The 23,688-nt window shown below is 70.2% G+C and carries 21 protein-coding genes; 12 read left to right on the top strand and 9 right to left on the bottom strand.

The genetic code is table 11. The annotated features are described in order from the left end of the window. Positions 1–6: 6 nt before the first annotated feature. Entirely contained in the window at positions 7–555 is a 549-nt protein-coding gene (locus ABT294_RS47440) for an NUDIX domain-containing protein (RefSeq protein WP_350813121.1), read from the top strand. On the opposite strand, the gene ABT294_RS47435 is transcribed toward ABT294_RS47440, so the two are convergent. Both ABT294_RS47435 and ABT294_RS47430 read right to left on the bottom strand, forming a co-directional pair. Next, entirely contained in the window at positions 552–3,515 is a 2,964-nt protein-coding gene (locus ABT294_RS47435; RefSeq protein ID WP_502912234.1) for an NACHT domain-containing protein, read from the bottom strand. The genes ABT294_RS47440 and ABT294_RS47435 overlap by 4 nt on opposite strands. Positions 3,516–3,584: 69 nt before the next feature. After that, positions 3,585–4,697, bottom strand: coding sequence for a ferritin-like domain-containing protein (locus ABT294_RS47430; protein WP_350813119.1), 1,113 nt, complete (start codon positions 4,695–4,697; stop codon positions 3,585–3,587). Between the two features lie 81 nt (positions 4,698–4,778). On the opposite strand from ABT294_RS47430, the gene ABT294_RS47425 reads away from it, so the two are divergent. Beyond that, positions 4,779–5,426, top strand: coding sequence for a TetR/AcrR family transcriptional regulator (locus ABT294_RS47425; protein WP_350813118.1), 648 nt, complete (start codon positions 4,779–4,781; stop codon positions 5,424–5,426). Positions 5,427–5,473: 47 nt separating this feature from the next. Here the strand turns inward: ABT294_RS47425 and ABT294_RS47420 are convergent, their stop codons facing one another. Both ABT294_RS47420 and ABT294_RS47415 read right to left on the bottom strand, forming a co-directional pair. Next, positions 5,474–6,061: an aggregation-promoting factor C-terminal-like domain-containing protein gene (locus ABT294_RS47420; protein ID WP_350813117.1), complete on the bottom strand. Its 588-nt coding sequence runs from the start codon at positions 6,059–6,061 to the stop codon at positions 5,474–5,476. 238 nt (positions 6,062–6,299) lie between these two features. Beyond that, the gene (locus tag ABT294_RS47415; RefSeq protein WP_350813116.1) at positions 6,300–6,695 is read right to left on the bottom strand and encodes an aggregation-promoting factor C-terminal-like domain-containing protein; all 396 of its coding nucleotides are present in this window, start codon (positions 6,693–6,695) and stop codon (positions 6,300–6,302) included. A 187-nt stretch (positions 6,696–6,882) separates the two neighbouring features. Here ABT294_RS47415 and ABT294_RS47410 point away from each other — a divergent pair, with 187 nt between their 5' ends. Continuing rightward, a complete protein-coding gene (locus tag ABT294_RS47410) occupies positions 6,883–7,368 on the top strand; it encodes a glutathione peroxidase (RefSeq protein ID WP_350813115.1) in 486 nt (161 codons plus the stop codon). A 33-nt stretch (positions 7,369–7,401) separates the two neighbouring features. Here ABT294_RS47410 and ABT294_RS47405 read toward each other — a convergent pair whose 3' ends face one another. Continuing rightward, positions 7,402–8,586, bottom strand: coding sequence for a LacI family DNA-binding transcriptional regulator (locus ABT294_RS47405; protein ID WP_350813114.1), 1,185 nt, complete (start codon positions 8,584–8,586; stop codon positions 7,402–7,404). A gap of 178 nt (positions 8,587–8,764) precedes the next feature. On the opposite strand from ABT294_RS47405, the gene ABT294_RS47400 reads away from it, so the two are divergent. Continuing rightward, positions 8,765–9,985 (top strand): ABC transporter ATP-binding protein, encoded by a 1,221-nt coding sequence (locus ABT294_RS47400; RefSeq protein WP_350813113.1) that lies wholly within the window; start codon positions 8,765–8,767, stop codon positions 9,983–9,985. Positions 9,986–10,101: 116 nt separating this feature from the next. On the opposite strand, the gene ABT294_RS47395 is transcribed toward ABT294_RS47400, so the two are convergent. Both ABT294_RS47395 and ABT294_RS47390 read right to left on the bottom strand, forming a co-directional pair. Next, a complete protein-coding gene (locus ABT294_RS47395) occupies positions 10,102–10,851 on the bottom strand; it encodes an SDR family NAD(P)-dependent oxidoreductase (RefSeq protein ID WP_350813112.1) in 750 nt (249 codons plus the stop codon). A 39-nt stretch (positions 10,852–10,890) separates the two neighbouring features. Next, positions 10,891–11,316 (bottom strand): hypothetical protein, encoded by a 426-nt coding sequence (locus ABT294_RS47390; protein ID WP_350813111.1) that lies wholly within the window; start codon positions 11,314–11,316, stop codon positions 10,891–10,893. 167 nt (positions 11,317–11,483) lie between these two features. Between ABT294_RS47390 and ABT294_RS47385 the strand changes: the two genes are divergently transcribed. The 7 genes from ABT294_RS47385 to ABT294_RS47355 all read left to right on the top strand — a co-directional run bounded on the left by ABT294_RS47385 (position 11,484) and on the right by ABT294_RS47355 (position 21,344). Next, a complete protein-coding gene (locus ABT294_RS47385) occupies positions 11,484–11,978 on the top strand; it encodes a VOC family protein (RefSeq protein WP_350813110.1) in 495 nt (164 codons plus the stop codon). A gap of 478 nt (positions 11,979–12,456) precedes the next feature. Beyond that, positions 12,457–13,872 (top strand): L-fucose/L-arabinose isomerase family protein, encoded by a 1,416-nt coding sequence (locus tag ABT294_RS47380; RefSeq protein ID WP_350813109.1) that lies wholly within the window; start codon positions 12,457–12,459, stop codon positions 13,870–13,872. Continuing rightward, positions 13,862–16,285 carry a glycoside hydrolase family 172 protein gene (locus tag ABT294_RS47375; protein WP_350813108.1) on the top strand — a complete coding sequence of 808 codons (2,424 nt, stop codon included), beginning with the start codon at positions 13,862–13,864 and terminating at the stop codon, positions 16,283–16,285. The genes ABT294_RS47380 and ABT294_RS47375 overlap by 11 nt, the downstream gene beginning before the upstream one ends. Continuing rightward, the gene (locus ABT294_RS47370) at positions 16,282–17,829 is read left to right on the top strand and encodes a sugar ABC transporter ATP-binding protein (RefSeq protein WP_350813107.1); all 1,548 of its coding nucleotides are present in this window, start codon (positions 16,282–16,284) and stop codon (positions 17,827–17,829) included. The genes ABT294_RS47375 and ABT294_RS47370 overlap by 4 nt, the downstream gene beginning before the upstream one ends. Further along, positions 17,826–18,902 (top strand): ABC transporter permease, encoded by a 1,077-nt coding sequence (locus tag ABT294_RS47365; protein ID WP_350813106.1) that lies wholly within the window; start codon positions 17,826–17,828, stop codon positions 18,900–18,902. Before ABT294_RS47370 ends, ABT294_RS47365 begins: the two co-directional genes overlap by 4 nt. Beyond that, a complete protein-coding gene (locus ABT294_RS47360) occupies positions 18,899–19,885 on the top strand; it encodes a substrate-binding domain-containing protein (protein WP_350813105.1) in 987 nt (328 codons plus the stop codon). The genes ABT294_RS47365 and ABT294_RS47360 overlap by 4 nt, the downstream gene beginning before the upstream one ends. Position 19,886: 1 nt before the next feature. Beyond that, positions 19,887–21,344: an FGGY-family carbohydrate kinase gene (locus tag ABT294_RS47355; protein ID WP_350813104.1), complete on the top strand. Its 1,458-nt coding sequence runs from the start codon at positions 19,887–19,889 to the stop codon at positions 21,342–21,344. A gap of 32 nt (positions 21,345–21,376) precedes the next feature. On the opposite strand, the gene ABT294_RS47350 is transcribed toward ABT294_RS47355, so the two are convergent. Continuing rightward, positions 21,377–22,357 (bottom strand): LacI family DNA-binding transcriptional regulator, encoded by a 981-nt coding sequence (locus ABT294_RS47350; protein ID WP_350813103.1) that lies wholly within the window; start codon positions 22,355–22,357, stop codon positions 21,377–21,379. 60 nt (positions 22,358–22,417) lie between these two features. Beyond that, complete coding sequence (locus ABT294_RS47345; RefSeq protein WP_350813102.1) at positions 22,418–22,753, bottom strand: carboxymuconolactone decarboxylase family protein; 336 nt, start codon at positions 22,751–22,753, stop codon at positions 22,418–22,420. 247 nt (positions 22,754–23,000) lie between these two features. On the opposite strand from ABT294_RS47345, the gene ABT294_RS47340 reads away from it, so the two are divergent. Then, positions 23,001–23,678, top strand: coding sequence for a hypothetical protein (locus ABT294_RS47340; protein ID WP_350813101.1), 678 nt, complete (start codon positions 23,001–23,003; stop codon positions 23,676–23,678). The last annotated feature ends 10 nt before the right edge of the window (positions 23,679–23,688 follow it).

Here is a 23,688-nt window from a genome sequence, read left to right as displayed (position 1 = left end):
GTGGGGATGACGCACGCCATTCAGCAGCTTTCCACCGCGGTCACGTACGAGAGCCCGTACCTGCGTATGCGGGAGGATCGGATACGCCGCCAGGACGGTTCCGAAGGCATCTACTCGTACGTGGAGAAACCGGACTTCGCGCTGGTCATCCCCCTCGAGAACGACGGATTCCACCTGGTGGAGCAGTACCGGTACCCCGTGCGCGCCCGGTCGTGGGAGTTCCCCCAGGGCACCCTGCCCGGCCTCGCCGCCGGTGAGCCCGAACGGATGGCCCGCGAGGAACTGCGCCAGGAGACGGGCCTGACCGCCGGGGTGCTGCGCCACCTCGGACGGCTGAACTGTGCCAAAGGGATGTCCTCGCAGGGCTTCGACGTCTTCCTGGCCGCCGACCTCACCCCGGGGGAGGCCGAGCTGGAGGTGGAGGAGCAGGACCTGGTGCACCGGTGGTTCCCGCGCCGGGAGGTCGAGGAGATGATGCGGCACGGGACGATCACCGACGCCGCCTCGCTCGCCGCCTACACGCTGATCCTGCTGGACGGAGCCACCACGGGCTAACCGGCCCCCTGCTGACCGGCCTCCCCGGCGAGCTCGGCCAACCAGCCGGCGCGGTCGACCCTGAAGGACCGCTGACCCTCCAGCATCTTCAGCAGCCGGTCGGCGGGCAGCATGTGCCGGTCGGCGGCGAGCTGCGCGAACACCACGTCGAGATAGCCCTCGCTGGGACTCATGGCCAGGGCGCGCTCGTACAGGCGCAGCCGTTGGTCCGGATCCCGGACGGGCGAGAACAGGAGGGTGAGCAGCGCGCCCACCTCCCCGTAGTAGCCGGGATCCGCGCCCAGCTCCGTCGCGTAGGGGAGCAGGCCCACGAAGAGGCGGCCGAGCGAGCTGTCGTCGCGGAAGGAGATCTCCCGTAGGAGCGGGCCGAGCGAGCTGTCGGCGGGAACGGCCACGTCGTAGTCGGCGGCCTCGGCCTGCGACTCCGGCCAGGTGAGGAAGGCGAGCCCGGCGACGTTGAAGTCCTCGCCCCGGTCCAGGCTCACCTCCATCCGCCGGACGCCGTCCTCCAGGAAGTGACGTACCCGGACGGTGGTGGTCAGGCTCTCCCATCCGGCCCTGCCCAGCTGGGAGTGCCAGAGGCGGGCGATCCTGCGCCAGCTCTCGTTCGCCGTGCCCGCGTCGGCCGGGGTGAACAGGTCCGTGCCCGGCAGCGGCCCGTCGGCCGTGAGCAGGCACAGCAGCAGCAGGTTCGCGCTGTAGGCGGCGTACCGGGCGGGCACCCCGTGCGGCACCGGCTCGTACCCGTCGTACGGCGAACCGGGGCGGGGCCGCTGGGAGGCGGCGAACAGCTCGCGCAGGCGCCGGTTCAGCAGCGCGCGCCCGTCGCCCGGGACGCGCTGGGCGACGAGGGAGCGCAGGAAGCGCACGACCGGCCCGCGCACGGTGAGGACGGCGAAGGACAGCAGCGCGTGCAGGAACGAGTCCTCGGGAGCCGTCGGGCGGCTGCGGGACGCGGCGAAGGCCAGCTCCTGCGCGAGGTCCGCCAGCTCCCGGGCGAGCAGCCTGGCCACCAGGTACTCGCCGAACGTCGCGTGCAGGAACTCGTACGTCCGCAGCCGCTGCTGGTCGCGGAGCGCCTGCGTCCTGTGCACGAAGAAGAAGCCGCCGATCACCTCCTCGGCGCGCGTCAGCCTGCGACGGAAGCCGTAGGGCTCGCCGGTCTGGGAGCGCGGGCCGAACAGCGCGCGCAGGTCGGCCTCCAGGTCGTCCTCCGCGACCCATTGGCGGCCCCGGTTGATCATCGCGAACGCGGTCGCCGAGAGCAGCAGCAGTTCGTCCTCGACGGCCCGCGACAGGTCGGCGTCGGAGAGCGGGTCGCCGGCCTTGCGCACCTCGCGTCCGGCGAAACCGGCGAGCAGCCGCTCGTACAGCCCGGTCTCGTCGAGCCGCCCCCTGCCCAGGCGCAGCGCGTTGGAGTCGGCGTCGTACAGGGCCAGCATCAGCAGCAGCAGCGGCTGCCCGGCCAGCTCCGGCACGCCCAGGACGTCCTCCACCGCCAGCGGCAGCAGCCCCCTGCCCGCGAAGTACGCCCGGTTGCCCTCGTTCCAGGTCGCGGTCCACTGGCGCACCTGGCTCTCGTCGAACGGCTCCAGGCGCAGCACCGGCGACTCGCGCGGTACCCGCGCCCGGTCCGCCACCGCGCTGCGGCTGGTGACGATCACCGCCAGCGCCCGGCCGCGATCGGCCTGGCGGCGCTGGAACTGGGCGACCCGTTCCAGGTAGTCCACCTGGCTGACGCCGGTCGCCTGGAGCAGTTCGTCGAACCCGTCGAGCATGACGACGGGCAGGGCGCCCCCGGCGGCGTGCACCAGGTCCGGCCAGGACATCGTCTCGTCCAGGGAGTCCCTGATGGCGTGCTCGATCTGGGCGAGGACGTCGCTGTCGGCCGGGACGCCGCGCAGTTCCACCCTGACGGGCAGGAACTCGCCGGCGGGCAGCCGGGCGGCCAGCATCCTGGTCAGCACCGACTTGCCCGCGCCCGGCTGGCCGAGCACGAGCAGCGGCGCGTCCACCGCCTGCGGCAGCGTGAGGTGCCCCGACAGGAACGCGGTCAGGTCGTCGCGGCGGGGCAGCGCCTCCCACGAGCGCTCGTCCGCCGGCCGCCGGTCCCGGTCGCCGGGCAGGACGCGGAAGCTCGGCGTGACGTACCCGTCGCGCAGGAGGGGGATGGTCATGCCCTCGGGGACGTCGGCGGCGGAGACGATCGGCCGGTCCAGCGCCGCCTGGTTCGCCAGCACCAGCGCCCGCAGCCTGTCGGACGGCCGGCGGCCCGAGCCGATCTCGGCGAGCAGGTCGGCCATCCCGCGCCGGATCTCGGCCCTGGTGGCCTGGTGCTCGATGAGGTCCGACCAGCAGGCGACCTCGGGGAAGTCGGCGACGAGCTGCCGGAACAGCTCCTCGTAGCGCCGGCAGGCCCTGGCGGGCAGCACGGTGTGCAGCGTGTCGCGCACCTGCTGCCGCCGCCTGTCATCCCATTCGTCCCAGCAGCTCAGCCCGGAGACCAGGGTCGCCAGGTGGGAGGAGAAGCCCTGGTAGCGCGCCGACAGGGAGACGAGCAGCTCCTCGCGGGGCAGCTGCGGGGCGGGCACCGGCAGCTCGGCCGCGAGCAGCCAGTCGACCTGGCTCGCCGCGCCCTCCGGCCGGACCAGCCGGTCCTGGTCGGCCCGGCTCAGCTTCGGGACGACGTCCAGGCTGGCCAGCGCCTCGAAGTAGGCGTTGATCACCACGACGGCGTGCGCCGCGACCAGCCGTTCCGTCCGGTCGTAGCGGGACAGGCCCTTCACCTTGTCGCGCAGCGCCCGGATCAGGCCGTCGCCCAGCTTGACCGCCTCGCCGCGGGCGTCGAACAGGTCGATCGCGCCCAGCCCGAACAGCGCCACCGACGACGCCTTGTCGAGGACCCCGGTGAGGGCGCTCTCGCCTCCCAGCAGGACGACGGCGTCGCGGTAGCTCAGCATCCGGCGCAAGGGGGCTCCCGGGAAGATCGGCACCTTTCTCTCGGGATCGTAGCCGTGCGCGGCCGATGATCAGGAAGCGCCGAGAGCGATGGTGTCGGCCACCTCGGCGTGCCGTTCCGCCTCCTCCTCGGTGAAGCGGGCCTCGTCGAGCTTGTCGGCGATCTCCTCGTCCTGCTTCATGAGGGCCTCCAGCGACTGGCCCGCCATCTCCAGGACCCCCATGTCCGCGTACGCCTGCTGCAGGCGCGGGCTCCACAGGCCGATGTCCTTCACGCACGGGACGATCCGGCTGAACAGCAGTGAGCGGAACAGCCTGAGGTACTCCGAGTTGTCGGTCGCCCGCATCGCCTCGTCCACCTCGGACTTCGACAGGCCTATGTTCTCCCACGTCTCCCTGCCGCGCAGCCTGTCACGCATGAGGTAGCAGCCCTCGATGACGAAGTCCTCGCGCTCGCGCAGCTCCGCCTCCGACAGGTCCCGGTAGTAGTCGCGCAGCGCCATCCGGCCGAAGGCGACGTGCCTGGCCTCGTCCTGCATGACGTACGCGAGGATCTGCTTGGGCAGGGGCTTGGTGGTGATGTCGCGCATCACGCCGAAGGCCGCCAGCGCCAGGCCCTCGATGAGCACCTGCATCCCGAGGTAGGGCATGTCCCAGCGGGAGTCGCTCAGCGTGGACTCCAGCAGCGCCTTCAGGTGCTCGTTGATGGGGTAGGCCAGGCCGACCTTCTCCTGGAGGAAGCGGGCGTAGGTCTCGGCGTGGCGGGCCTCGTCCATGGTCTGGGTGGCCGCGTAGAACTTGGAGTCCAGGTCGGGGACCGACTCGACGATCTTGGCGGAGCAGATCATCGCGCCCTGCTCGCCGTGCAGGAACTGGGAGAACTGCCAGGCCGCGCCGTGCAGCCTGACGTCCTGGCGGGTCTTGTCGTCCATCCGCTCCCAGAGCGGCGTGCCGTGGATGGCGATCGTGTTGTCAGGGACGCCGAGGACGTTGTAGGGATCGACTTCCAGGTCCCAGTCGATGCGCTTGGTCGCGTCCCACTGCTTGTCCTTGCCCTTCTGGTAGAGGGCCAGCATGCGATCCCTGCCGTCGTCGTACTCCCAGGTGAACCGGCTCGTGCCGGCCATGTCCACGTTCCAGGTCGAGAGGCCGGCGGGGATGGTGTACAGCTCGTGCGTCGACATGGTGCCTCCGGGGGGATTACGTACACCGTACGTCCACTTCGAGCTTGCACGTACGGTGTACGCCAGTCAATAGAATGAGCTATGCCCACCGAGCCGTTGTCTCGCGCGCGTATCGTCGCCGCGGCGATCGACCTCATCGAGCGCGAGGGCGCCGACGCGGTCTCCATGCGGCGCATCGCGGCCGAGCTCGGGGTCGGCGCGATGTCCCTGTACAACCACGTGCCCAACAAGGACGCCCTGCTCAGCGGCGTCGCCGAGGCCGTGCTGAGCGAGATCGAGTTCACCGACGACCCTGACGCCGACTGGACCGACAGGGTGCGGGCGCAGGCCCGCGCGTTCCGGCAGATCGCGCACGGCTACCCGCGCTGCACGATGCTGGTGGTCAGCCGCCAGCTCCAGTCGAACGCGGGGCTGCTGCCGGTCGAGCGGGCGCTGGCCACGCTGCGCAGCGCCGGCTTCGACGGGGTCGACGCGGTCAGGGTGCTGCGGATGTTCATCGCCTTCATCGTCGGGTCGCTGCTGCGCGAGGTCGGCGTGACGCCGGCGTTCGCGCCGGCGCGCCACCCGATGGTCAGCCCCGAGGAGGTCGATCCCGCGCTGTTCCCCGAGGTGAGCGCGCTCGCCCCGCTGCTGGGCGGCTGCGATCACGAGGCGGACTTCGAGTTCGGCGTCGAACTGCTCATCCAGGCCATCGCCGCCCTCCCGCAACGGAAGGAGGGCACCCGGTAGCCCCGGGCGCCCTCCTGTCAACAGCCGTTCCTTCCCCTGAACGGCTGCTAGTACCAGTTGTGCGATCTGAAGTGGCCCCATGCGCCGCATGGCCGGCCGTACCTGCCCTTGATGTAGGTCAGGCCCCAGCGGATCTGGGTCTCCGGGTTCGACCGCCAGTCACGGCCCGCTCCCCGCATCTTTCCTCCGGGGAGCGCCTGCGGGATTCCGTAGGCGCCTGACGAGCTGTTGTACGCGCGGTGGTTCCAGTTGCTCTCCCTGGTCCACAGGTTGTCCAGGCAGCGGAACTCCTCGTACGACCAGGCCCGCTGGACCACCTGGTCCAGCGCGAACCCCTTGTTCCTGTCCGCCGGCCGTGGCACGGGCCTCGGCTTGACCGAGGTCTTCCAGGTGCCGAGCTGTACCGGAACCTGCCAGTAGCTCTGGTGGATCCCGGGTTTGGCCTCGGCCCAGGCGACGGTCGCGCTCCCGTCGACAACCGTGAAGGCCGTCACGGCGACGAGGGCGCTGCGCAGAACGCGTTTGCTGTCCAATTCGATCCTTGCTGTCAGGTCGCGTGCGGACGGGCGCCGCTGCTTGTCAGCGCCCTGCCGGTCCTCGTCCGTGGCTCGGACGAGGAGGGTCCGCGCGGCCACACCGGGATCTTGCTCCGCCCGATCGTGCTGGACGGCCCGGAGGGCTCCACGACGTGTCCTCTAGCCGGTTTCTATTACGCTCCGTCACGTTCGATCACACACTGTGATGGGCGAAGGGCAGGTGTTTGTGTGATCATTGCGGAAGAATGGGGTCCTCGCAGGGCCCGCGTTGCACGGCCCGGCGGCCCGATGGCCCGGCCTTTGGGGGAAACGGGCGTGAGCCTGAGGCGGGGCCCGGTCAGTACCAGTGGTGCGACCGGAAGTGCGCCCAGGCGCCGCACGGTGTGCCGTATCTGCCCTTGATGTAGGCCAGGCCCCAGGCGATCTGCGTCCTGGGGTTGGTGCGCCAGTCGCGGCCGGAGGAGGACATCTTGTGGCCTGGCAGCGCCTGCGGGATGCCGTAGGCGCCCGAGCCGCTGCCGGCCCGGTGGTTCCAGCCGCTCTCTCGAGCCCAGAGTCTTTCCAGGCAGCTGAACTGCGCCTGGCTCCAACCGCGCTTGGCGACCATGGGCTTGGCGATCGCCTTGTTCCTGCTGCCGGCCTGGGAGCTCTGCGCCTGTGCGGCCGTCGCGCCGCCTGCCGCCACGAGCGTGGCGCTCAGGATCAGGACGCTGGTACGGCGGAGCATGGGCATGCGGGTTCCCTTTCGACGGGTTCCGGGGACCGCGCCACCCTGCCGTACTCGCCCAGATTGTCGCGAATTGACCATGAAAACGTAGATCGTTAGTAAAGATCACGATTTATGGATGTTCAGGGGATTTGCCGGGAAAATGTGGACTGCGTCTCACTTTCCGGGCGGGGGTGTTCTGTAGGGTCGGCTCATGAGCCTTCGTGACATCCCGCTCCGCACGCTCGCGGACGCCCCCACGACCCTCGCCGAACTGGCCGGCGACAAGGCCGTGCTCATCGTCAACGTGGCCTCCAGGTGCGGCCTGACCCCGCAGTACACCGGCCTCGTCAAGCTCCAGGAGGAGTACGGGCCGCGCGGCTTCACCGTGGTGGGCATGCCGTGCAACCAGTTCATGGGCCAGGAGCCGGGCACCGCCGAGGAGATCCAGGAGTTCTGCTCGACGACGTACGGCGTCGACTTCCCGCTCCTGGAGAAGTCCGACGTCAACGGCCCCGACAGGCACCCCCTCTACGAGGAGCTGACGCGGACGACGGACGCCGACGGCCAGGCGGGCGACGTCCAGTGGAACTTCGAGAAGTTCCTGGTGGCGAGGGACGGCACGGTCGCCGCCCGCTTCCGCCCCGCCACCACCCCCGAGGACCCGGCCGTCACCTCGGCCATCGAGAAGCTCCTGTAGGCGCTTCGGGGCCCCTGGCGGGGCAGTAGCGGCTCAGTGGCGGGGGCCGCAGCTGCCGCGGACGATCAGTTCCGTCGGGAGGACGACGCTGCGGGGGCGCCTGCTGCCCGCGCGCAGCACCAGCTCCGCCGCGCGGTAGCCGATGTCGCGGCCGGGCTGGGCGATCACGGTCAGCGGCGGGGAGCACAGCTCGGCCCACGGCACGTCGTCGTACATCACCAGCGACACGTCCCGCGGGACCCGGAGGTCGAGCTCCCTCGCCGCCAGCACCGCCGCCTCGCCCAGCACGTTGCCGCCCGCGACCACCGCCGTCAGGTCGGGGCGGCTCTGGAACAGGCCGGACGCGGCCGCGTAGGCCGAGTCGCGGCTGCCCGTGGAGAACACGACGAGCTCCTCGTCCACGGGCGCGCCGACAGCCTCACGGAACGCCGCCACCCGCCGGTCGTGCCCGGGTCCTCCCAGGTACGCGATCCGCCGGTGCCCGAGGCCCCTCAGGTACCGCACCGCCGTGCGGATGCCTGTCCTGTCATCGGCCAGCACGGACGGCACGTCGAGCATCCGGGACGCGCCGGCTTCCTGCGGCCTGGACGCCACAGCGCCCGGCACTTCCCGTGGCCGGGAGAGGAGGGAACCGCCCGGGGCGTCCTGCGCGCCGATGCCGGGGGAGAGGCCGTCGAGCAGCATGAGGTCGGCGATGGCCGCGTTCTCCACCGAGTGATCCGCCACCGCGAACGCCGGACCATCGGCCGCGCCCCCGCCCATCGCGCTCGGGAGGCGGTCGGCGAAGACCACCGTCATGCCCGCCTTGACCGCCGGCCGCCAGGTGTCGGCGTCGCCCGCCGGGACCGCGATCACCCGGTCGACGCTCTGCTCCAGCAGCATGCCGATCAGCTCGGCCTCCTGCTCGGGGTCGTCGCCGGTCGAGCCGAGCACCACCGGCTCGCCCGCCGATCGCGCGCACGCCAGCACCCCCTCGGCGAGCTGCCCGTAGAAGGTGTCGGTGAGGTCGGGGACGAGCAGGCCGATGCCGCCGGTGCGGCGCTGGCGCAGGTTGCGTCCGAGCGCGCTGGGCCGGTAGTCGAGCTGGGCGGCGACGGCCAGCACCCGCTCCCGTGTCCGGGGGCTGGCCGAGCCCCCGGACAGCACCCTGGACACGGTGGCGACGCCGACTCCGGCCGCCTCCGCCACGTCCTTGATGGTCGCTCGCCGAGATTCCATGGAAACGATTCCATCATGCTTTCCGCGACACTGGAACCCCGATGACCCGACAGATGCTGCTCACACGGGAAGTCTTGACACTAATCTCCGTTTCGGGTGAGATGCTTGAAAACGTATCCACGTAAGTGGAAACCCCCGCACAACATCCGGGCCACCCCCTGGAGCGCGAAGGACTGTCATGGCATCCATCGTTCTAAGCAACGTCGACAAGATCTACGCCGGTGGCGTAAAGGCCGTGAACGGGCTCAACCTTGAGATCAAGGATGGCGAGTTCATGGTGCTGGTCGGCCCGTCCGGTTGCGGTAAGTCGACCGCGCTCCGGATGATCGCCGGCCTGGAGGACATCAGCGGCGGCGAGATCTCGATCGGCGACAAGGTGGTCAACCACCTGCCGCCGAAGGACCGCGACATCGCGATGGTCTTCCAGAACTACGCGCTCTACCCGCACATGACGGTCGAGGAGAACCTCGCCTTCGGCCTCAAGCTCCGCAAGATGCCCAAGCCGGAGATCCAGAAGCGCGTCCAGGAAGCCGCCAAGATGCTGGGCCTGGAGACCTACCTCAAGCGCAAGCCGGCCGCCCTCTCCGGTGGTCAGCGCCAGCGTGTCGCCATGGGCCGCGCGATCGTCCGCGAGCCGCAGGCGTTCCTCATGGACGAGCCGCTGTCGAACCTCGACGCCAAGCTGCGCGTCTCGATGCGCGCCTCCCTCAACACGCTGCACGAGCGCCTCGGCGTCACCACCGTCTACGTCACGCACGACCAGGTCGAGGCCATGACGCTGGGCGACCGCGTCTGCGTCCTGCGCGACGGCCTCCTGCAGCAGGTCGACACGCCGCAGAACCTGTTCGACAAGCCGGTCAACCTGTTCGTCGCCGGATTCATGGGCTCGCCGTCCATGAACTTCGTCACCGCCGAGCTGGTCCGCGACGGCGACGGCGCCGCCGTCACCTTCGCCGGGATCAGGCTGCCGATCGCCGAGACGACCTTCTCCGACAGGCCCGGCCTCGACCAGTACATCGGCAAGAAGGTCATCCTCGGCATCCGCCCGTCCGACTTCGAGGACGCCTCTTCCGCGGGCAACCACGCCAACGGCTGGGCCACGCTGCCCGTCAAGGCGGAGGTCACCGAGGAGCTGGGCTCCGAGATCAACGTGCTGTTCCTGATCGACGCCCCGCCGGTCGAGCACAAGGACACCGTCGCCGCCGCCGACCAGGGCGACGACGACGAGGCCGCGCTGCCGCTCGTGGGTGACAAGTCGCTGTGGACGGCGCGCGTCAACGCCCGCAGCCACGTCCGTCCGGGCCAGAACATCGACCTGGTGGTCGACACGCACAACGTGCACTTCTTCGACACGGAGTCCGGCCTGGCCATCGGGCACGAGGCGAACGTCGGGCGCTGAGCGTTCGAATCCCGGCCGTGAGCCCGCTCACGGCCGTCCGGGCCCCCACCGCGACCCCCTCCCGCGGTGGGGGCCCGCTCTTTCGCGCTCGTGGACGCCCCCGCTTCGGAGCGGCTTCAGCGGCCGATGCGTGCGGAGATCCGGCCCGCCAGGCCGCGCGGCACCAGCCTGCCCAGCGCGACGATCGCCTTGTAACGGGCGTCGGGGATCGACACCCGCTTGCCCAGCGCCAGGTCGCGCAGCGCCTCGTTCACCACGTTGTCGGCCTTCAGCCAGAGGAATCCGGGGATACCCGACACGTCCATCGTGGCGCGCTGGTGGAACTCGGTCCGCACGAAACCGGGGCAGAGCGCCATCACCTTGACGCGCGGGTTCCTCACCTCAGCCGCGGCGGACTCGCTGAAGTTGACCACCCACGCCTTCGAGGCGCTGTAGGTGCCGCGGGTGAAGAACGCGGCGACGGACGCCACGTTGATGACCGCGCCTCTGTCGCGCTCCTTCATCCCGGGCAGCGCGGCCAGGGTCAGCCGCAGCACGGCCTCGCAGTGCACCTTCAGCATGCGGACCTCGTCCTCGACCGGCACCTCGAGGAAGGCGCCGGGATGGCCGAAGCCCGCGTTGTTGACGAGCAGGTCCACGCCGTCGCGCAGACGCGACTCGACACGTGACAGCCCCTCGTCGGTGGCCAGGTCGGCGGCCAGCACCTCGACGTTCACGCCGTACCTGAGCTTGAGCTGGCCGGCGACGTCGGTGAGCCTGGCCTCGTCACGGGCCACCAGTACCAGGGTGAAGCCGTCACCGGCCAGGCGCCGGGCGAAGGCGGCGCCGATGCCGGCGGTCGCGCCCGTGATCATTGCGGTAGGCATGACCAGAACCCTAGCCGCTCACGACATCGAGGCGTTCCGTCAGCCCTTGATCGCCTCGGCGAGCTGGTTGATGAACTCCTGCTCGGCCCCGGAGACTCCCCTGGAGCTGTTGGAGACCTCGACGGCGATATCGATCAACCACTGCCCGTAGGCGTGAACATCGTCCTCGGTGCCCTTGCCGCGCAGCAGGGCGATGGCCGCTGGGGCGTTGGCGAGCGCGTCCGCGACCGCCTCGTCCCGGGCTGAGCCGACCGCCTCGCCCTTCGGGGTGCGTGCCGCGAGCGCCTTGATGAGCTCGTTGGTGCGCTGCTCGGCTTCCACGAGTGCCTTGCCGCCGGCGTACAGCTCCCTGGCCATCCCGATGACGCCGTCGTCCTCGGCCAGTACCGCCGCCCACGCCACCTGCCGGGGCAGGTGCAGCAGTTGGTTCAGCTCGTCCTCGGAGAATGCCGACTGGTCAGTCATGTCCCTGCTTTCCGCGTGTGAAGCTCCAAGCCTGGACGATGATCGCATGGGGAGTTCGCTGTGGAGGCCCAAGGCGTCACGCAGGCACCGACTCTTAGTGGAACAAATCATTCCGTTCTGATAGAGTCGTCGACGTCAACGGCACAAACCGTAAAGGATGAGCACTGATGGCAGACCTGTTTTCCGCTGCTCCCGAGGGATACAACACCGTCACGCCTTGGATCGTCACGAAGGACACCGCCAGGCTGATCGACTTCATCAAGGAGGCGTTCGACGCCGAGGAACTTGGTCGCGTGCATGTGGACGGCGGTGCGATCGGCCACGCTGAGGCCCGGATCGGCGACGCCATCGTGATGATGTTCGACTCGCCCTTCCCCGTTGAGACCCCGGGCCTGCTGCGACTCTTCGTGGCCGACGCCGACGCGGTCGTCGAGCGTGCTGTCCAGGCCGGCGCCGCCCTCGTCACCCGGCCGACCGAACTCTTGTGGGGCGACAAGGTCGGCCGGGTACGCGACCCGCTGGGCAACGTCTGGTGGATCCAGGAACGCGTCGCCGAACTCACCCCCGAACAGATGGGGGAGCGAGCCGCAGACCCGAAGTTCGCCGAGGCCATGACGTACCTCCAGTCGACGCTCGGCCCTGCCCTGCCCGCGCCCGAATAGCCGGATCAGCCGGCCCGTGGCTGAAGCGGGCCGCGCTTCCTGTTAGGCGACCTCGCCCCGCAGCTTGTGGCCGGTCTTCAGATGCGCGAGGCGGCCGAACCTCGGCCGTGCGGCCGACCTCCTCGCGCGAGGGACTTCTGGCCGATTTGTTGACGTTTGCGAGAAAACGATTCCTCGCATGTAGGGGTGCTCGGCCCGACGGAGGCTGCGCCGGCCTGGTCTGGTGGGACTCGGGCGAGCGTCGGCCGTCCGCAGAGGCGGGCGTTTCAGGGGGCGTTTCCGGCGAGACGGTCGGTCGCGCCCCCGCCGCCGTGGCGCCCCATCCGGGTCCGCGCAACCCTCTTCGGCGATGGATTCCCAGCTCACATCCCCCGTTGCCATCTTGTGATCCAAGCCTCCATTGACAGTCTCCGGGGCCGAATCTAGCTTTACGAGAAATCGATTTCCAGCAAACGATTTCTCGTGAAGGGCATTCGTAGTGGCGCGCATCGGACTGCTGAGCATCTCGGACGGGCGGGACTTCGTCGCCCGCGACCTCGTCGACCACATCAACACCGCGACGAACGGCCTGGCGGAGGCGTTGCGCAAGGAGGGGCACGAGGTCATCGTCGCGCCCGAGATCGTCTGGACGAACGAGCTGGCCACCTCGCAGGCCCGCTGGCTGGCCGACCGGCGTCCGGACCTGACCATCTTCAACTACACCGTCTGGGCCTTCCCGCACTTCACCATGCTGGCGGCCGAGGCGACACAGGGCCCGCTGCTGCTCATGGCGAACATCGACCCGGCCCAGCCGGGCATGGTCGGCATGCTGGCCGCCGGCGGCGGGCTGGACCAGATCGGCCGGGTGCACTCCCGCGCCTGGGGCGACATCACCGACGAGGCCGTGCTGAAGCCCCTCCTGGCGCAGGTGCGGGCCGCGCAGGCCGTCCAGGGGCTGCGCGGCTCGACGTTCGGCAGGATCGGCGGGCGGCCGATGGGCATGTACACCGCCGTCTCCAACACCGACCAGTGGATGCGCACCTTCGGCGTGGACGTCGAGGAGATCGACCAGTGGGAGATCGTGCGCCGCAGCGGGGACGTCGAGGCGTCCCGGGTGAAGCAGGGCAGGGAGTGGCTGGAGCGGCACGGCAACGTGCACTACGACGGGAAGTCGCTCACTCCTGAGCTGCTGGAACGGCAGATCCGCACGTACTACGCGATGCGCGAGCTGATCGACGAGTGGAACCTCGATTTCTCCGGCATCAAGGGCCAGCCCGAGCTGACCACCCACTTCTGCACGATGGACGTCGCCGAGGCGTTCCTCAACGACCCGTACGACTGGGAGGGGCCGAAGGAGACGCACGTCTGCGCGACCGAGGCCGACATGGACGGCGCCCTGACCATGCAGATCCTCAAATTGATCAGCGGCGACCCGGTGCTGTTCGCCGACGTCCGCCACTACCACGCCGACCGCGACGTGTGGGACCTGTGCAACTCCGGCCAGCACGCCACCTGGTACGCGGCCCGTTCCGACGACCCGCTGGAGAACCTGGCGAAGACCCACTTCTACCCGGAGGTGTTCTTCTTCCCGGCGGGCGGCGCGAGCGTCCATCACCTGGCCGCGCCCGGCGCCGCCACCTTCGCCAGGCTCACCCGAAGGGACGGCCGCTACCGCATGCACGTGATGCGCGGCGACTTCGAGCTGTACGACGACGAGACGAACGAGCGGATGGCCCGCCAGTCCACCTTCGAGTGGCCGCACGCGTTCACCCGCCTGCACGTCCCGGCGACGGAGTTCCTGGGACGGTTCGGCTCCAACCACATCCACGCGGTGCCCGGCGACCACGTGGAGGAGCTGGCCGCCGTGTGCGCCCAGCTCGGCGTCGACTTCGAGGGGTTCGGGGATGCTGCCTAGCCTGCTCGCCGGCGTCCTGCTGGCAGGATCGCTCGTCACTTCGGCGCAGGCCGTCACTGTGGACCCCGCCGTGGGCCCCAACATAGGCACGGACAAGGGCCCGGTCGGCTGGGACGTCTACCGCCACCTGGAGCGCCTGCCCGAACTGCCGGTCGGCGTCCAGACCAAGCAGTTCTCCAGCTTCGACAGGGCCGGCGACAACGAGGACGGCTTCGCCGGCACGTACTCGTGCCTGCGCACCGACGCCCAGGGCTGCGTGATCGCGGAGCACTCGGGCGCGGGCGAGGTGAACGCCATCTGGTTCACCAGGGACGAGGGCGACGTCACCCGCACCGGCAAGATCACGATCGAGCTGGACGGCGAGAAGGTCGTGGACGCGAGCCTGCAGGACCTGGTCGACGGGAAGCTCGGCGCCCCGTTCGTCAAGCCGCTGGTCGGCAACGCGGACCAGAGCTCGGGCGGCGTGTACGTCGAGGTCCCGATGCCGTTCACCCGCTCGATGCGGATCACCACGGAGCACAATCCGCTCTTCTACCACGTCACCTACCGCACCTTCGCGGACGCGGCCGGCGTCTCCACGTTCGACCCGGCCGACAAGGCGCTCGACGTGATCGAGAGGTTCTCGTCCGGGACGGATCCCAAGCCCGCGCTTCCCGGAGCGCGCACGCAGGACACGGCGCTGCGCGTGAACCCGGGCCAGACGGTGCGGCTGGCCGGCACGCGCGGCTCCGGCGTCATCTCCGCCCTGAAGGTCCAGCTGCCCCAGGCGGAGCACGTGCCGGCGAGGAACGAGACGGACGAGGGCCGAGCGTTCGGCGCGAACGGCTACAGCCAGTTCACCGTCAAGGTCGACCCGGCCAACGAGGGCGTCCGGCTGACCAGGCGGATCGACCCGGCCATCGGCAACCAGGTGGCCAAGGTCCTGGTGGACGGCCAGGAGGCCGGGCAGTGGGCGCCGAGCAGGAAGCTGCCCTCCGGGCTGTGGGCGGAGGAGGTCGTGGACCTTCCCGCCGCCCTCACCAAGGGCAAGGACCGGCTCACGATCAGAAACGCGTTCGTCTCCTCCGACCTGGACTACAACGAGTTCACCTACTGGGCCGACAGCGCCGGCAGGCGGACCGACACGGTCGACGTCGGCGACCCCGCGGACGAGGCCGCGCACGCGTACACGATCGGCGGTCAGACCTGGCAGGGCGTGCGCACCTTCGGCTACCCGCTCGACGACGCCGCGCAGGCGAAGATCGCGCAGGCGCGGGAGCTGCTGCAGGGCCTGCGGCTGCGGATCAGCTTCGACGGCAGGCGCACCGTGGACTCGCCGCTGGGCGAGTTCTTCGGCTCGGGCCACGCCGTGACGCCGGTCAGGTCGCTGATGTCGGCCGTCGACGAGAAGACCAGCACGATGTCGTCCTGGTGGCCCATGCCGTACCAGGGCGGGGCGACGGTCGAGCTGTACAACGGCTCGAAGCGCGCGGTGGACGCGGGCAAGGCGTCGGTCACGTCGGCCGACCGCTCGGGCAAGATGCCAGGATATTTCCAGACGCAGTCTCGGGAGGGCGCGACCACGCCCGACCAGAGCTGGCCGTTCCTCCAGGCCACAGGGCAGGGCAAGTTCGTCGGCGTCAGCCACACCATGCGCGGCCCGACGCACCGCAACTACCTGGAGGGTGACGAGCGCGTCCACGTGGACGGCTCCCGCACCCCGCAGATCCACGGCACCGGCACCGAGGACTTCTACCAGGCCGGCTGGTACTTCAACAGGGAGACGTTCAACACCCCCTTCCACGGCAACCCCGCCCATCTCACCCCGTACACCGGCTGCCCGGACGACAGCGACTGCACCGGCGCGTACCGGCTGATGATCGGCGACGCGGTCGCGTTCGGGAGTGGCATCGACTTCGGGATCGAGCACGGCTGGGTCAACAACATCGACGCCGTCTACTCCTCGACCGCCTTCTGGTACGGCAGGCCGCAGGCCGCCACCCGCCAGACCGACGCGCTCACGGTCGGCGACCAGGCCAGCGAGCAGGCCCACCAGTACACCGGCGGCGGCGCGCCCGTCACGCTCGACTCGGTCTTCGAGGGCGACTGGAAGGCCCCGCAGGCGCTCAAGGCCGCCACGCGTACCGCGACCGGCCCGGTCTCCTTCACCCTGAAGATCGACCGCGAGAACCGGGGCGTCGAGCTGCGCCGCACCAGCGACCAGAGCCGGCCCTGGCAGCAGGCCGAGGTGACGGTCAACGGACGGCGGCTGCCCGACTGGGTCCAGCCGCTGGGCAACCAGAGCCGCCGCTGGCTGGACGACGTCTACCAGATCCCGGCGAGCGTCACCCGGGGCCAGGCGCGGATCACCGTCACGCTCACGCCGAAGACCCCCTGGTCGGCGGCGTCGTACGCGGCGTGGAGCCTGCGGTGAACACCATCCTGGCCATGCGCGGCATCGGCAAGTCCTTCCCCGGCGTGCGGGCGCTCGACGGCGTGTCGCTGACCGTCGGGGAAGGGGAGGTCGTGGCCCTGCTCGGGGAGAACGGCGCGGGCAAGTCCACGCTGATGAACGTGCTCGCCGGGGTGTTCAAGGAGTACGAGGGCGAGATCGAGGTCGGGGGAGAGGTCGTCCAGATCCACTCGCCCAAGGACGCCCAGCGGCACGGCATCGCGATGATCCACCAGGAGCTCAACCTGGTGCCCGAGCTGTCGATCGCCGACAACATCTTCCTCGGCAGGGAGCCGCGCACCAGGCGGGGCACCCTGGACCGCCGGACGATGGACGCGCGCACCGTGGAGCTGCTGGGCGGCCTCGGGCTCGACCTGTCGCCGCGCCGCCTCATCAAGCAGTGCAAGATCGCCGAACGGCAGCTCATCGAGGTGGCCAAGGCGCTCTCCCTCAACGTGCGGCTGCTGGTCATGGACGAGCCCACGTCCGCGCTGGCCGACGCCGAGGTGCACCGGCTGTACGAGGTGATCCGCGACCTGACGGGACGCGGCGTCGGCATCGTCTACATCTCGCACCGGCTGGAGGAACTGGAGGAGATCGCCGACCGGGTGGTGGTGATGCGCGACGGCGCCTACGTCGGCGACCGCCCGATGGCCGGGACGAGCAGGGACGAGCTCATCCAGCTCATGGTCGGCCGCCCGCTCGGCGAGCTGTTCCCCCGCACGGACACGAGCGCCGCCGGCGAGGTGCTGCTGCGCGTCGAGGGCCTGTCGGTCCCCGGCGACCCGGCCGCCGGGCGCACGGCGCTGCACGACCTCTCGCTGGACGTCCGCAGAGGCGAGATCGTCGGCGTCGCCGGGCTCATGGGCGCGGGCCGCAGCGAGCTGCTCGAAACGCTCTTCGGCGTGCACCGCCCGGCCAGGGGCGCCGTCACGCTGGGCGGCTCGCCCTACCGGCCGCGCGGCCCCGGCCAGGCCATCAGGCGCGGCGTCGCGCTGGTCGCCGAGGACCGCAAGGCGCAGAGCCTGGTCCTGGCCAACACGGTCGGCTTCAACGCCAGCCTCTCCTCGCTCAGACAGTTCGCCCGGTTCGGCACGGTGTTCGGCACGGTGTTCGGCCTTGTGGACCGCAAGCGCGAGGCCGCCGCCGTGACCGAGCAGGTCGACGAGCTGAGGGTGAAGACGCCCGGCCTGCGGTTCACCGTCGGCAACCTGTCGGGCGGCAACCAGCAGAAGGTCGTCCTCGCCAAGTGGCTGCTGACCTCGCCCGAGCTGATCCTCATGGACGAGCCCACGCGCGGCATCGACGTCGGCGCCAAGGCGGAGATCCACGCGCTCATGGCCTCGCTCGCGGCCTCCGGCAAGGGCGTGCTCGTCGCCTCGTCGGAGCTGCCCGAGCTGCTGGCCATGTGCGACCGCGTCCTCGTGCTCTGCGAGGGCCGGCTCACCGCCGAGTTCCCGCGCGGCGGCGCCACCCAGGAAGCGATTCTCGAGGCCGCGATGGCCAGACGGCAGGTGACAGCATGACCACCCAGACCGCGCCGCCTCCTCCCGCCGCCAAGGCGGAGCCGGAGAGCCGGATGCGGCGCACGCTCTCCGCCCTCGGCGCGGCCCAGGCCTACATCGGGCTGGTGCTGGTGCTGGCCGTGGGCATCGCCACCAAGGGCGAGATGTTCCTCAACGAGACGAACCTGACCAACGCCGTCGGCGCGTTCGCCTCGCGCGGCATCCTCGCCGTCGGCGTCACGCTGGTGATCCTCACCGGCGGCATCGACCTGTCGGTGGGCTCGCTGCTCGGCATCTCCTCGATGACCGCCGCGATGATGCTGTCGAAGTTCTCCCTCGAACCGTGGCAGATCGTGCCGATCTGCATGGCGGTCGGCGCCCTGTTCGGCTTCCTCAACGGCGCGGGGACGACCTGGCTGCGCATCCAGTCGTTCGTCATGACCCTCGCCATGCTGTCGGTGGTGCGCGGCCTCGACCGGCAGGTCAGCGACAACGTCAGCGTCGGCACCCAGATCGCCGGCCCCGACGGCAGGCTCACTCCGCAGGCCGAGTCGTTCCAGCTCTTCGGCACCCCGGGGCACAACCTGTTCGAGGGCGCGCTCGGGGCCGGGATCTACTACCCGGTGCTGGCCTTCGTCGTGGTCTGCGTCGTCTTCCACCTCGTCCTCAGCAAGACCAGGTTCGGACGGCACGTCTACGCCGTCGGCGGCAACCCGACGGCCGCGCGGCTGTCCGGCGTCAACGTCACCGCGGTCACCATCGCGGTGTTCACGCTGAGCGGCATGCTCGCCGGGTTCGCCGGGCCGATCGACGCCGCCTACAGCGCGTCCGCCGACCCGCTGGCGGGCCAGTCGTTCGAGCTGGACGCCATCGCCGCCGCCGTGATCGGCGGGGCCTCGCTGGCGGGCGGGCGCGGCGCGATCGCCGGCACGTTCGTCGGCGCGCTCATCCTGACGCTGCTGGACAACGTGCTCGGGCTCAACGCGGTCAGCGACAACTGGCAGCTCGTGATCAAGGGACTGATCGTCGTGGTGGCGGTCGTCCTGCAGCGTCCTGATCTCTTCCGATTCCTCCGAGGAGGGAAAACCGCATGAAAACCGTCAAGATCGTCGCCGCGGTGGTGGTGGCCGCGGGACTCGTGGCCGGGTGCGCGTCCAAGGCGCCCACCGCGTCCGACCCGGCCTCCGCGGGCGCGAAGAAGAAGTTCGTGGTGGGCTACTCGCAGAGCAACAACGCCGAGCCCTACCGCGCGCAGCTCAACCTTCAGCTCCAGCATTACCTGAAGAAGTATCCGGACATCGAGCTGCTGCCGATCGCGGACGCCAAGCAGTCCAGCGCCACCCAGGTGTCGCAGGTGCAGAACTTCGTCACGCAGAAGGTGGACGCGCTGATCGTCTCGCCGACCGAGCCCGCGCCGCTGACGGCCGCGGTGCAGCAGGCGTGCGACGCCAAGATCCCGGTCATCGTCCTGGACCGGACGGTCAACACCGAGTGCTACACCTCCTTCATCGGCGGCGACAACGTCCTCATCGGCAAGAAGGCGGGCGAGGAGGTCGTCAGGCTGCTGCCGAACGGTGGCAACGTGGTCGAGCTGCGCGGCATCCTGTCCAACCAGCCGCAGGTCGACCGCGACAAGGGCTTCCGCGAGGCGCTCGCCGCCAACCCGAAGATCAAGATCATCGCCGACCGCGAGGCCAAGTGGCTCAAGGAGGCGGCCACGCCCGTCATGCAGCAGTGGCTGTCGCAGCACCCGCAGATCGACGTGGTCTACGGCCACAACGACCCGATGGCCCTCGGCGCCTACCTCGCCGCCCAGGCCGCGGGCCGCGCGGACAAGATCAAGTTCATCGGCATCGACGGCCTGGCCATCCCCGACGGCGGCATCCGGGCCGTCCAGCTCGGGCAGCTCGCCGCCACCTTCATCTACCCGACGGGCGCGCAGGAGGCCGCCGACACCGTCAACAAGATCCTGCACGGGCAGCAGGTGGAGAAGAAGCAGATCCTGGGCACCACGCAGGTGACCAAGGAGAATGCCCCTGACCTCTACAAGCAGTACGACCTCTCTGGACAGAACTGACATGTTCCTCGGGATCGACATCGGGACCTCCAGCTCCAAGGGCGTTCTCGTCGCCGACGACGGCACGGTCGTGGCCACGGCGGTTCGCGAGCACCGCACCGCCACGCCGCGACCGGGCTGGTTCGAGCACGACGCGCAGGAGATCTGGCTGGCCGACTTCGCGGCGCTCACCCGCGAGCTGGCCGCGCCCGGCATCGCGGCCGTCGGCGTGAGCGGCATCGGGCCGTGCGTGCTGCCCGCCACCGCCGACGCCACCCCGTTGCGCCCGGCCATCCTGTACGGGGTGGACACCCGCGCCACCGCCGAGATCGCCGCGCAGCTCGACAGGTACGGCCCGGCCGCCATCATGGAGCGCTGCGGCTCGCCGCTCACCTCCCAGGCCGCCGGCCCCAAACTGGAGTGGATCCGCACCCACGAGCCGGACGTGTGGGCGCGCACGAGGCGGCTGTTCATGGCGCACTCCTGGCTCGTGCACGAGCTCACCGGCGAGTACGTGCTCGACCACCACTCCGCCAGCCAGTGCGACCCGCTCTACGACACCCGAGCCTTCGACTGGATCCCCGAATGGGCCGCCGAGATCGCGCCCGGACTGGAACTGCCCCGGCTGGCCTGGAGCGGCGAGATCGCAGGCACGGTCACCGCCTCGGCCGCCTCGGCGTACGGGCTGCCCGAGGGCATTCCGGTCATCGCCGGGACGATCGACGCGTGGGCCGAGGCGGAGAGCGTCGGCGTCCGCGAGCCCGGCGACGTCATGCTCATGTACGGCACGACCATGTTCATCGTGGAGATCCTCCGCTCGCGGGTCACCTCGCCGTCGTTCTGGGGGACGGCCGGGATCACGCCGGGCAGCCACAACCTGGCGGCGGGCATGGCCACCTCGGGCGCGGTCACCGGCTGGCTGCGCGACCTGACCGGCGCGTCCTACGAGACGCTCACCAAGGAGGCCGCCGACGTCGCCAGGGGCGCCGAGGGGCTGCTCATGCTGCCGTACTTCGCGGGAGAGCGCACCCCGATCTTCGACCCGGACGCGCGGGGCACGCTCGTCGGCCTGACGCTGCGGCACGGGCGCGGCCACCTGTACCGGGCGGCGCTGGAGGCGACGGCGTTCGGCGTCCGGCACAACCTGGAGGCCATGCGGGAGGCGGGCGGCGAGGCGCGGCGGCTGGTCGCCGTCGGCGGCGGCACGGCGGGCGGCCTGTGGACGCGGATCGTCTCCGACGTGCTCGGCCGGCCACAGGTCCTGCCCGCCCACACGGTCGGCGCCGCCTACGGCGACGCGCTGCTGGCCGCCAGGGCGACGGGCGTGGCGGTCGAGTCGTGGAACCCGCCGGCCGCGCAGGTGGAACCGTCACCGGACGCGGACGTCTACGACGACCTCTACGCCCTGTACCGCGACCTCTACCCGGCCACGGCCGGCATCGCCCACACTCTCGCGGGCGGCCCGCCGTACCGGAGGTGAGAGCGCGCGGTCGGGTGGGCCTCGCTCTGAGGTCAGGGCGCGGGCGGGCGGGCGCTGCTCTCCCGCACGTGCAGCTCGGTCGGCAGGACGATCGTGGACGGCTTGCCGGCCGGGGTGTGGATGCGGTCGACCAGTAGGCGGGCCGCCACCCTGCCCAGCTCGTAGGTGGGCTGGGCGACGGTGGTGAGCGAGGGGCGCACCAGGTCGGCCCACGGCAGGTCGTCGAAGCCGACGAGGCCCAGCTCGCCGGGCACCGCCACCTTGTGCTTCGCCAGGCAGCGCATCGCGCCCACCGCCATCAGGTTGTTGGCGACGAACACCGCGTCGGGACGCTCGTCCTCGGCCAGCAGCGACGCCATCGCGTCGTAGCCGCCCTGCTCGCGCAGGTCGGCCCGCCTGACCGGCCCGTCCGCGACCCGGTGGTAGCCGCGTAGCCGCAGGTCGGCGGTGCTCACGCCCTCCGGTCCCGTGATGCAGGCGATGCGCTGGTACCCGGCCTCGGCCAGATGCCTGGTCGCCGCCTCCGCGCCGCCCTCGTTGTCGGCCACGACCGTGTCGACCGACGCCCTGGGCAGCTCGCGGTCGATCGCCACGACCGGGGTGCCGGAGTCGATCAGCGTCTTGGCCGCCTTGCCGTTGCCGCTGGAGGCGATGATCACCCCGGCCATCTGCTGGCTGAGGGCGGCGGCCACGTAGACGGCCTCCTTGTCGGGGTTCTCGTCGCTGTTGCAGAGCACCACCGAGTAGCCGGAGTGCTGTGCGACGTCCTCGATGCCGCGCACCATCGAGGTGAAGAACGGGTTGCCGATGTCGGAGATGATGACCGCCCAGAGCGTGGTCTGGCTGCGGCGCAGGTTGCGGGCCACCGCGTTGGGCCGGTAGCCGAGTTCGCGGACCGCCGTCAGCACCCGCGCGACCATGGCGGGATCGACGGTCTTGTTTCCGTTGAGCACCCGGGAGACCGTGGCGGCGGACACCGCGGCCTGGCGGGCGACGTCGTAGATGGTGGGCATCGCTCCCATTTTCCGGTATCCGGGCGCCGGGTGGGACACGGGTGGCGGATGTCCGCTCGCTCAGCCCGCACCGTCCTGGCCGTCGGAGCGCTCCATCCTGACGCGCTCGATCAGCTCCTCGACCTGCGCGTTGAGTTCCGCCCCCCGAGACCAGCCCGCGTAGTGCGCGAGGAAGACCACCACCTCGCGCAGCTCGACCTCGGTCAGCTCGCCCGTCCGCAGGGCGGCGTCGAGTTGCACGTCCAACTGGCGGTTCAGGCCCTGGCCCACCAGCAGGCCCAGCAGGAGGAGGCGGCGCTCCCTGACCGGCATCACATCGCGGGACCACACTTCGGTGAACAGACGCTCCGCCGTGATGCCGAAGGAGTCCACTGCTTCCACCGCCGGTTCTGTCATGTATTGCTCCAGGTTCTGCTGAGGATGTTCATATCTTTCGCCACTTCCTGAGATGAACCAATGGGGGTTGCATGAACGTTGTAGCGTCGCCGGCGCGGCGGTGGCGTGCGGGTTGATGTTGATCTGTAACAAGTAAAGCCAATGGACGAGCAAGATTTGGTCAAGATTTCTCACCGCACACCAGGCTCATTCCGCACGAAAGCGGGCACAACAACTCCGTTGGTCCGTAAAGCGGAGGTAAGCCCTGGTGAAAAAGACACGGGCTTGGATCGCTCTCCTGGTCGCCGCACTCGCGCTGACAGCGTGCGGGCAGCCGGAGTTCACCTACGTACGTGACAGGGACGGCACCACGTACTTCAAGGTCCCGGCCTCGTTCACCCAGCTCAACGCGTATCCCATCGAGCTGTACCTGAGCGGCGAGCATCCGAACTCGCAGGCCGCCGCGCTGCGCGCGCAACGCGTCTGGTCGACGGCGTTCGACCAGTCGGCCAAGCCGACGCCCGCGCACCTGCTCGGCTCGGCCGACCCCTTCGTCTACGCCACCGTGCACAGGCTCACCGACGACGAGCGGGACTCGATCTCGCTCAACCGGTTACGCGACTTCATCCTCCCGGTGACAGACCAGGTGCGCCAGCTCTACGAGGCACAGGCCGAGGCGAGCGGACGGGCGCCGCTGTACGCGCGCTTCGAACTGCTCAGCGACCAGGTCCTCCTCCTGGACCATGGCGCCCGAGGGGTCCGCGTCCGCTTCAACTACCAGATCGGCGACGACGTCCAGACGTTCGACGACACCGCCATCCTCGACGAGAAGGGCGGGACGGTCTCGGTCATGCTCATCGGCTGCCAGTCGATCTGCTTCAGGAAGCGCGCCGCGGAGTTCGACAAGATCGCGAATTCGTTCAAGCTGCTCCGGCTGCCCGGATGAGGGGAGCACC

Origin of the sequence: Nonomuraea sp. NPDC000554, from assembly GCF_040300065.1 — a bacterium.
Classification (GTDB): domain Bacteria; phylum Actinomycetota; class Actinomycetes; order Streptosporangiales; family Streptosporangiaceae; genus Nonomuraea.
Note: the sequence above shows the minus strand (reverse complement) of the source record. Positions and strands in the feature narration are given on the sequence as shown.

Coding starts and splice junctions, on each gene's coding strand:
- ABT294_RS47390 (WP_350813111.1), bottom strand. CDS start 11,316: ATGACTGACCAGTCGGCATTCTCCGAGGACGAGCTGAACCAACTGCTG.
- ABT294_RS47415 (WP_350813116.1), bottom strand. CDS start 6,695: ATGCCCATGCTCCGCCGTACCAGCGTCCTGATCCTGAGCGCCACGCTC.
- ABT294_RS47355 (WP_350813104.1), top strand. CDS start 19,887: ATGTTCCTCGGGATCGACATCGGGACCTCCAGCTCCAAGGGCGTTCTC.
- ABT294_RS47395 (WP_350813112.1), bottom strand. CDS start 10,851: ATGCCTACCGCAATGATCACGGGCGCGACCGCCGGCATCGGCGCCGCC.
- ABT294_RS47400 (WP_350813113.1), top strand. CDS start 8,765: ATGGCATCCATCGTTCTAAGCAACGTCGACAAGATCTACGCCGGTGGC.
- ABT294_RS47440 (WP_350813121.1), top strand. CDS start 7: ATGACGCACGCCATTCAGCAGCTTTCCACCGCGGTCACGTACGAGAGC.
- ABT294_RS47410 (WP_350813115.1), top strand. CDS start 6,883: ATGAGCCTTCGTGACATCCCGCTCCGCACGCTCGCGGACGCCCCCACG.
- ABT294_RS47435 (WP_502912234.1), bottom strand. CDS start 3,515: ATGCTGAGCTACCGCGACGCCGTCGTCCTGCTGGGAGGCGAGAGCGCC.
- ABT294_RS47385 (WP_350813110.1), top strand. CDS start 11,484: ATGGCAGACCTGTTTTCCGCTGCTCCCGAGGGATACAACACCGTCACG.
- ABT294_RS47405 (WP_350813114.1), bottom strand. CDS start 8,586: ATGGAATCTCGGCGAGCGACCATCAAGGACGTGGCGGAGGCGGCCGGA.
- ABT294_RS47345 (WP_350813102.1), bottom strand. CDS start 22,753: ATGACAGAACCGGCGGTGGAAGCAGTGGACTCCTTCGGCATCACGGCG.
- ABT294_RS47430 (WP_350813119.1), bottom strand. CDS start 4,697: ATGTCGACGCACGAGCTGTACACCATCCCCGCCGGCCTCTCGACCTGG.
- ABT294_RS47360 (WP_350813105.1), top strand. CDS start 18,899: ATGAAAACCGTCAAGATCGTCGCCGCGGTGGTGGTGGCCGCGGGACTC.
- ABT294_RS47365 (WP_350813106.1), top strand. CDS start 17,826: ATGACCACCCAGACCGCGCCGCCTCCTCCCGCCGCCAAGGCGGAGCCG.
- ABT294_RS47425 (WP_350813118.1), top strand. CDS start 4,779: ATGCCCACCGAGCCGTTGTCTCGCGCGCGTATCGTCGCCGCGGCGATC.
- ABT294_RS47350 (WP_350813103.1), bottom strand. CDS start 22,357: ATGCCCACCATCTACGACGTCGCCCGCCAGGCCGCGGTGTCCGCCGCC.
- ABT294_RS47375 (WP_350813108.1), top strand. CDS start 13,862: ATGCTGCCTAGCCTGCTCGCCGGCGTCCTGCTGGCAGGATCGCTCGTC.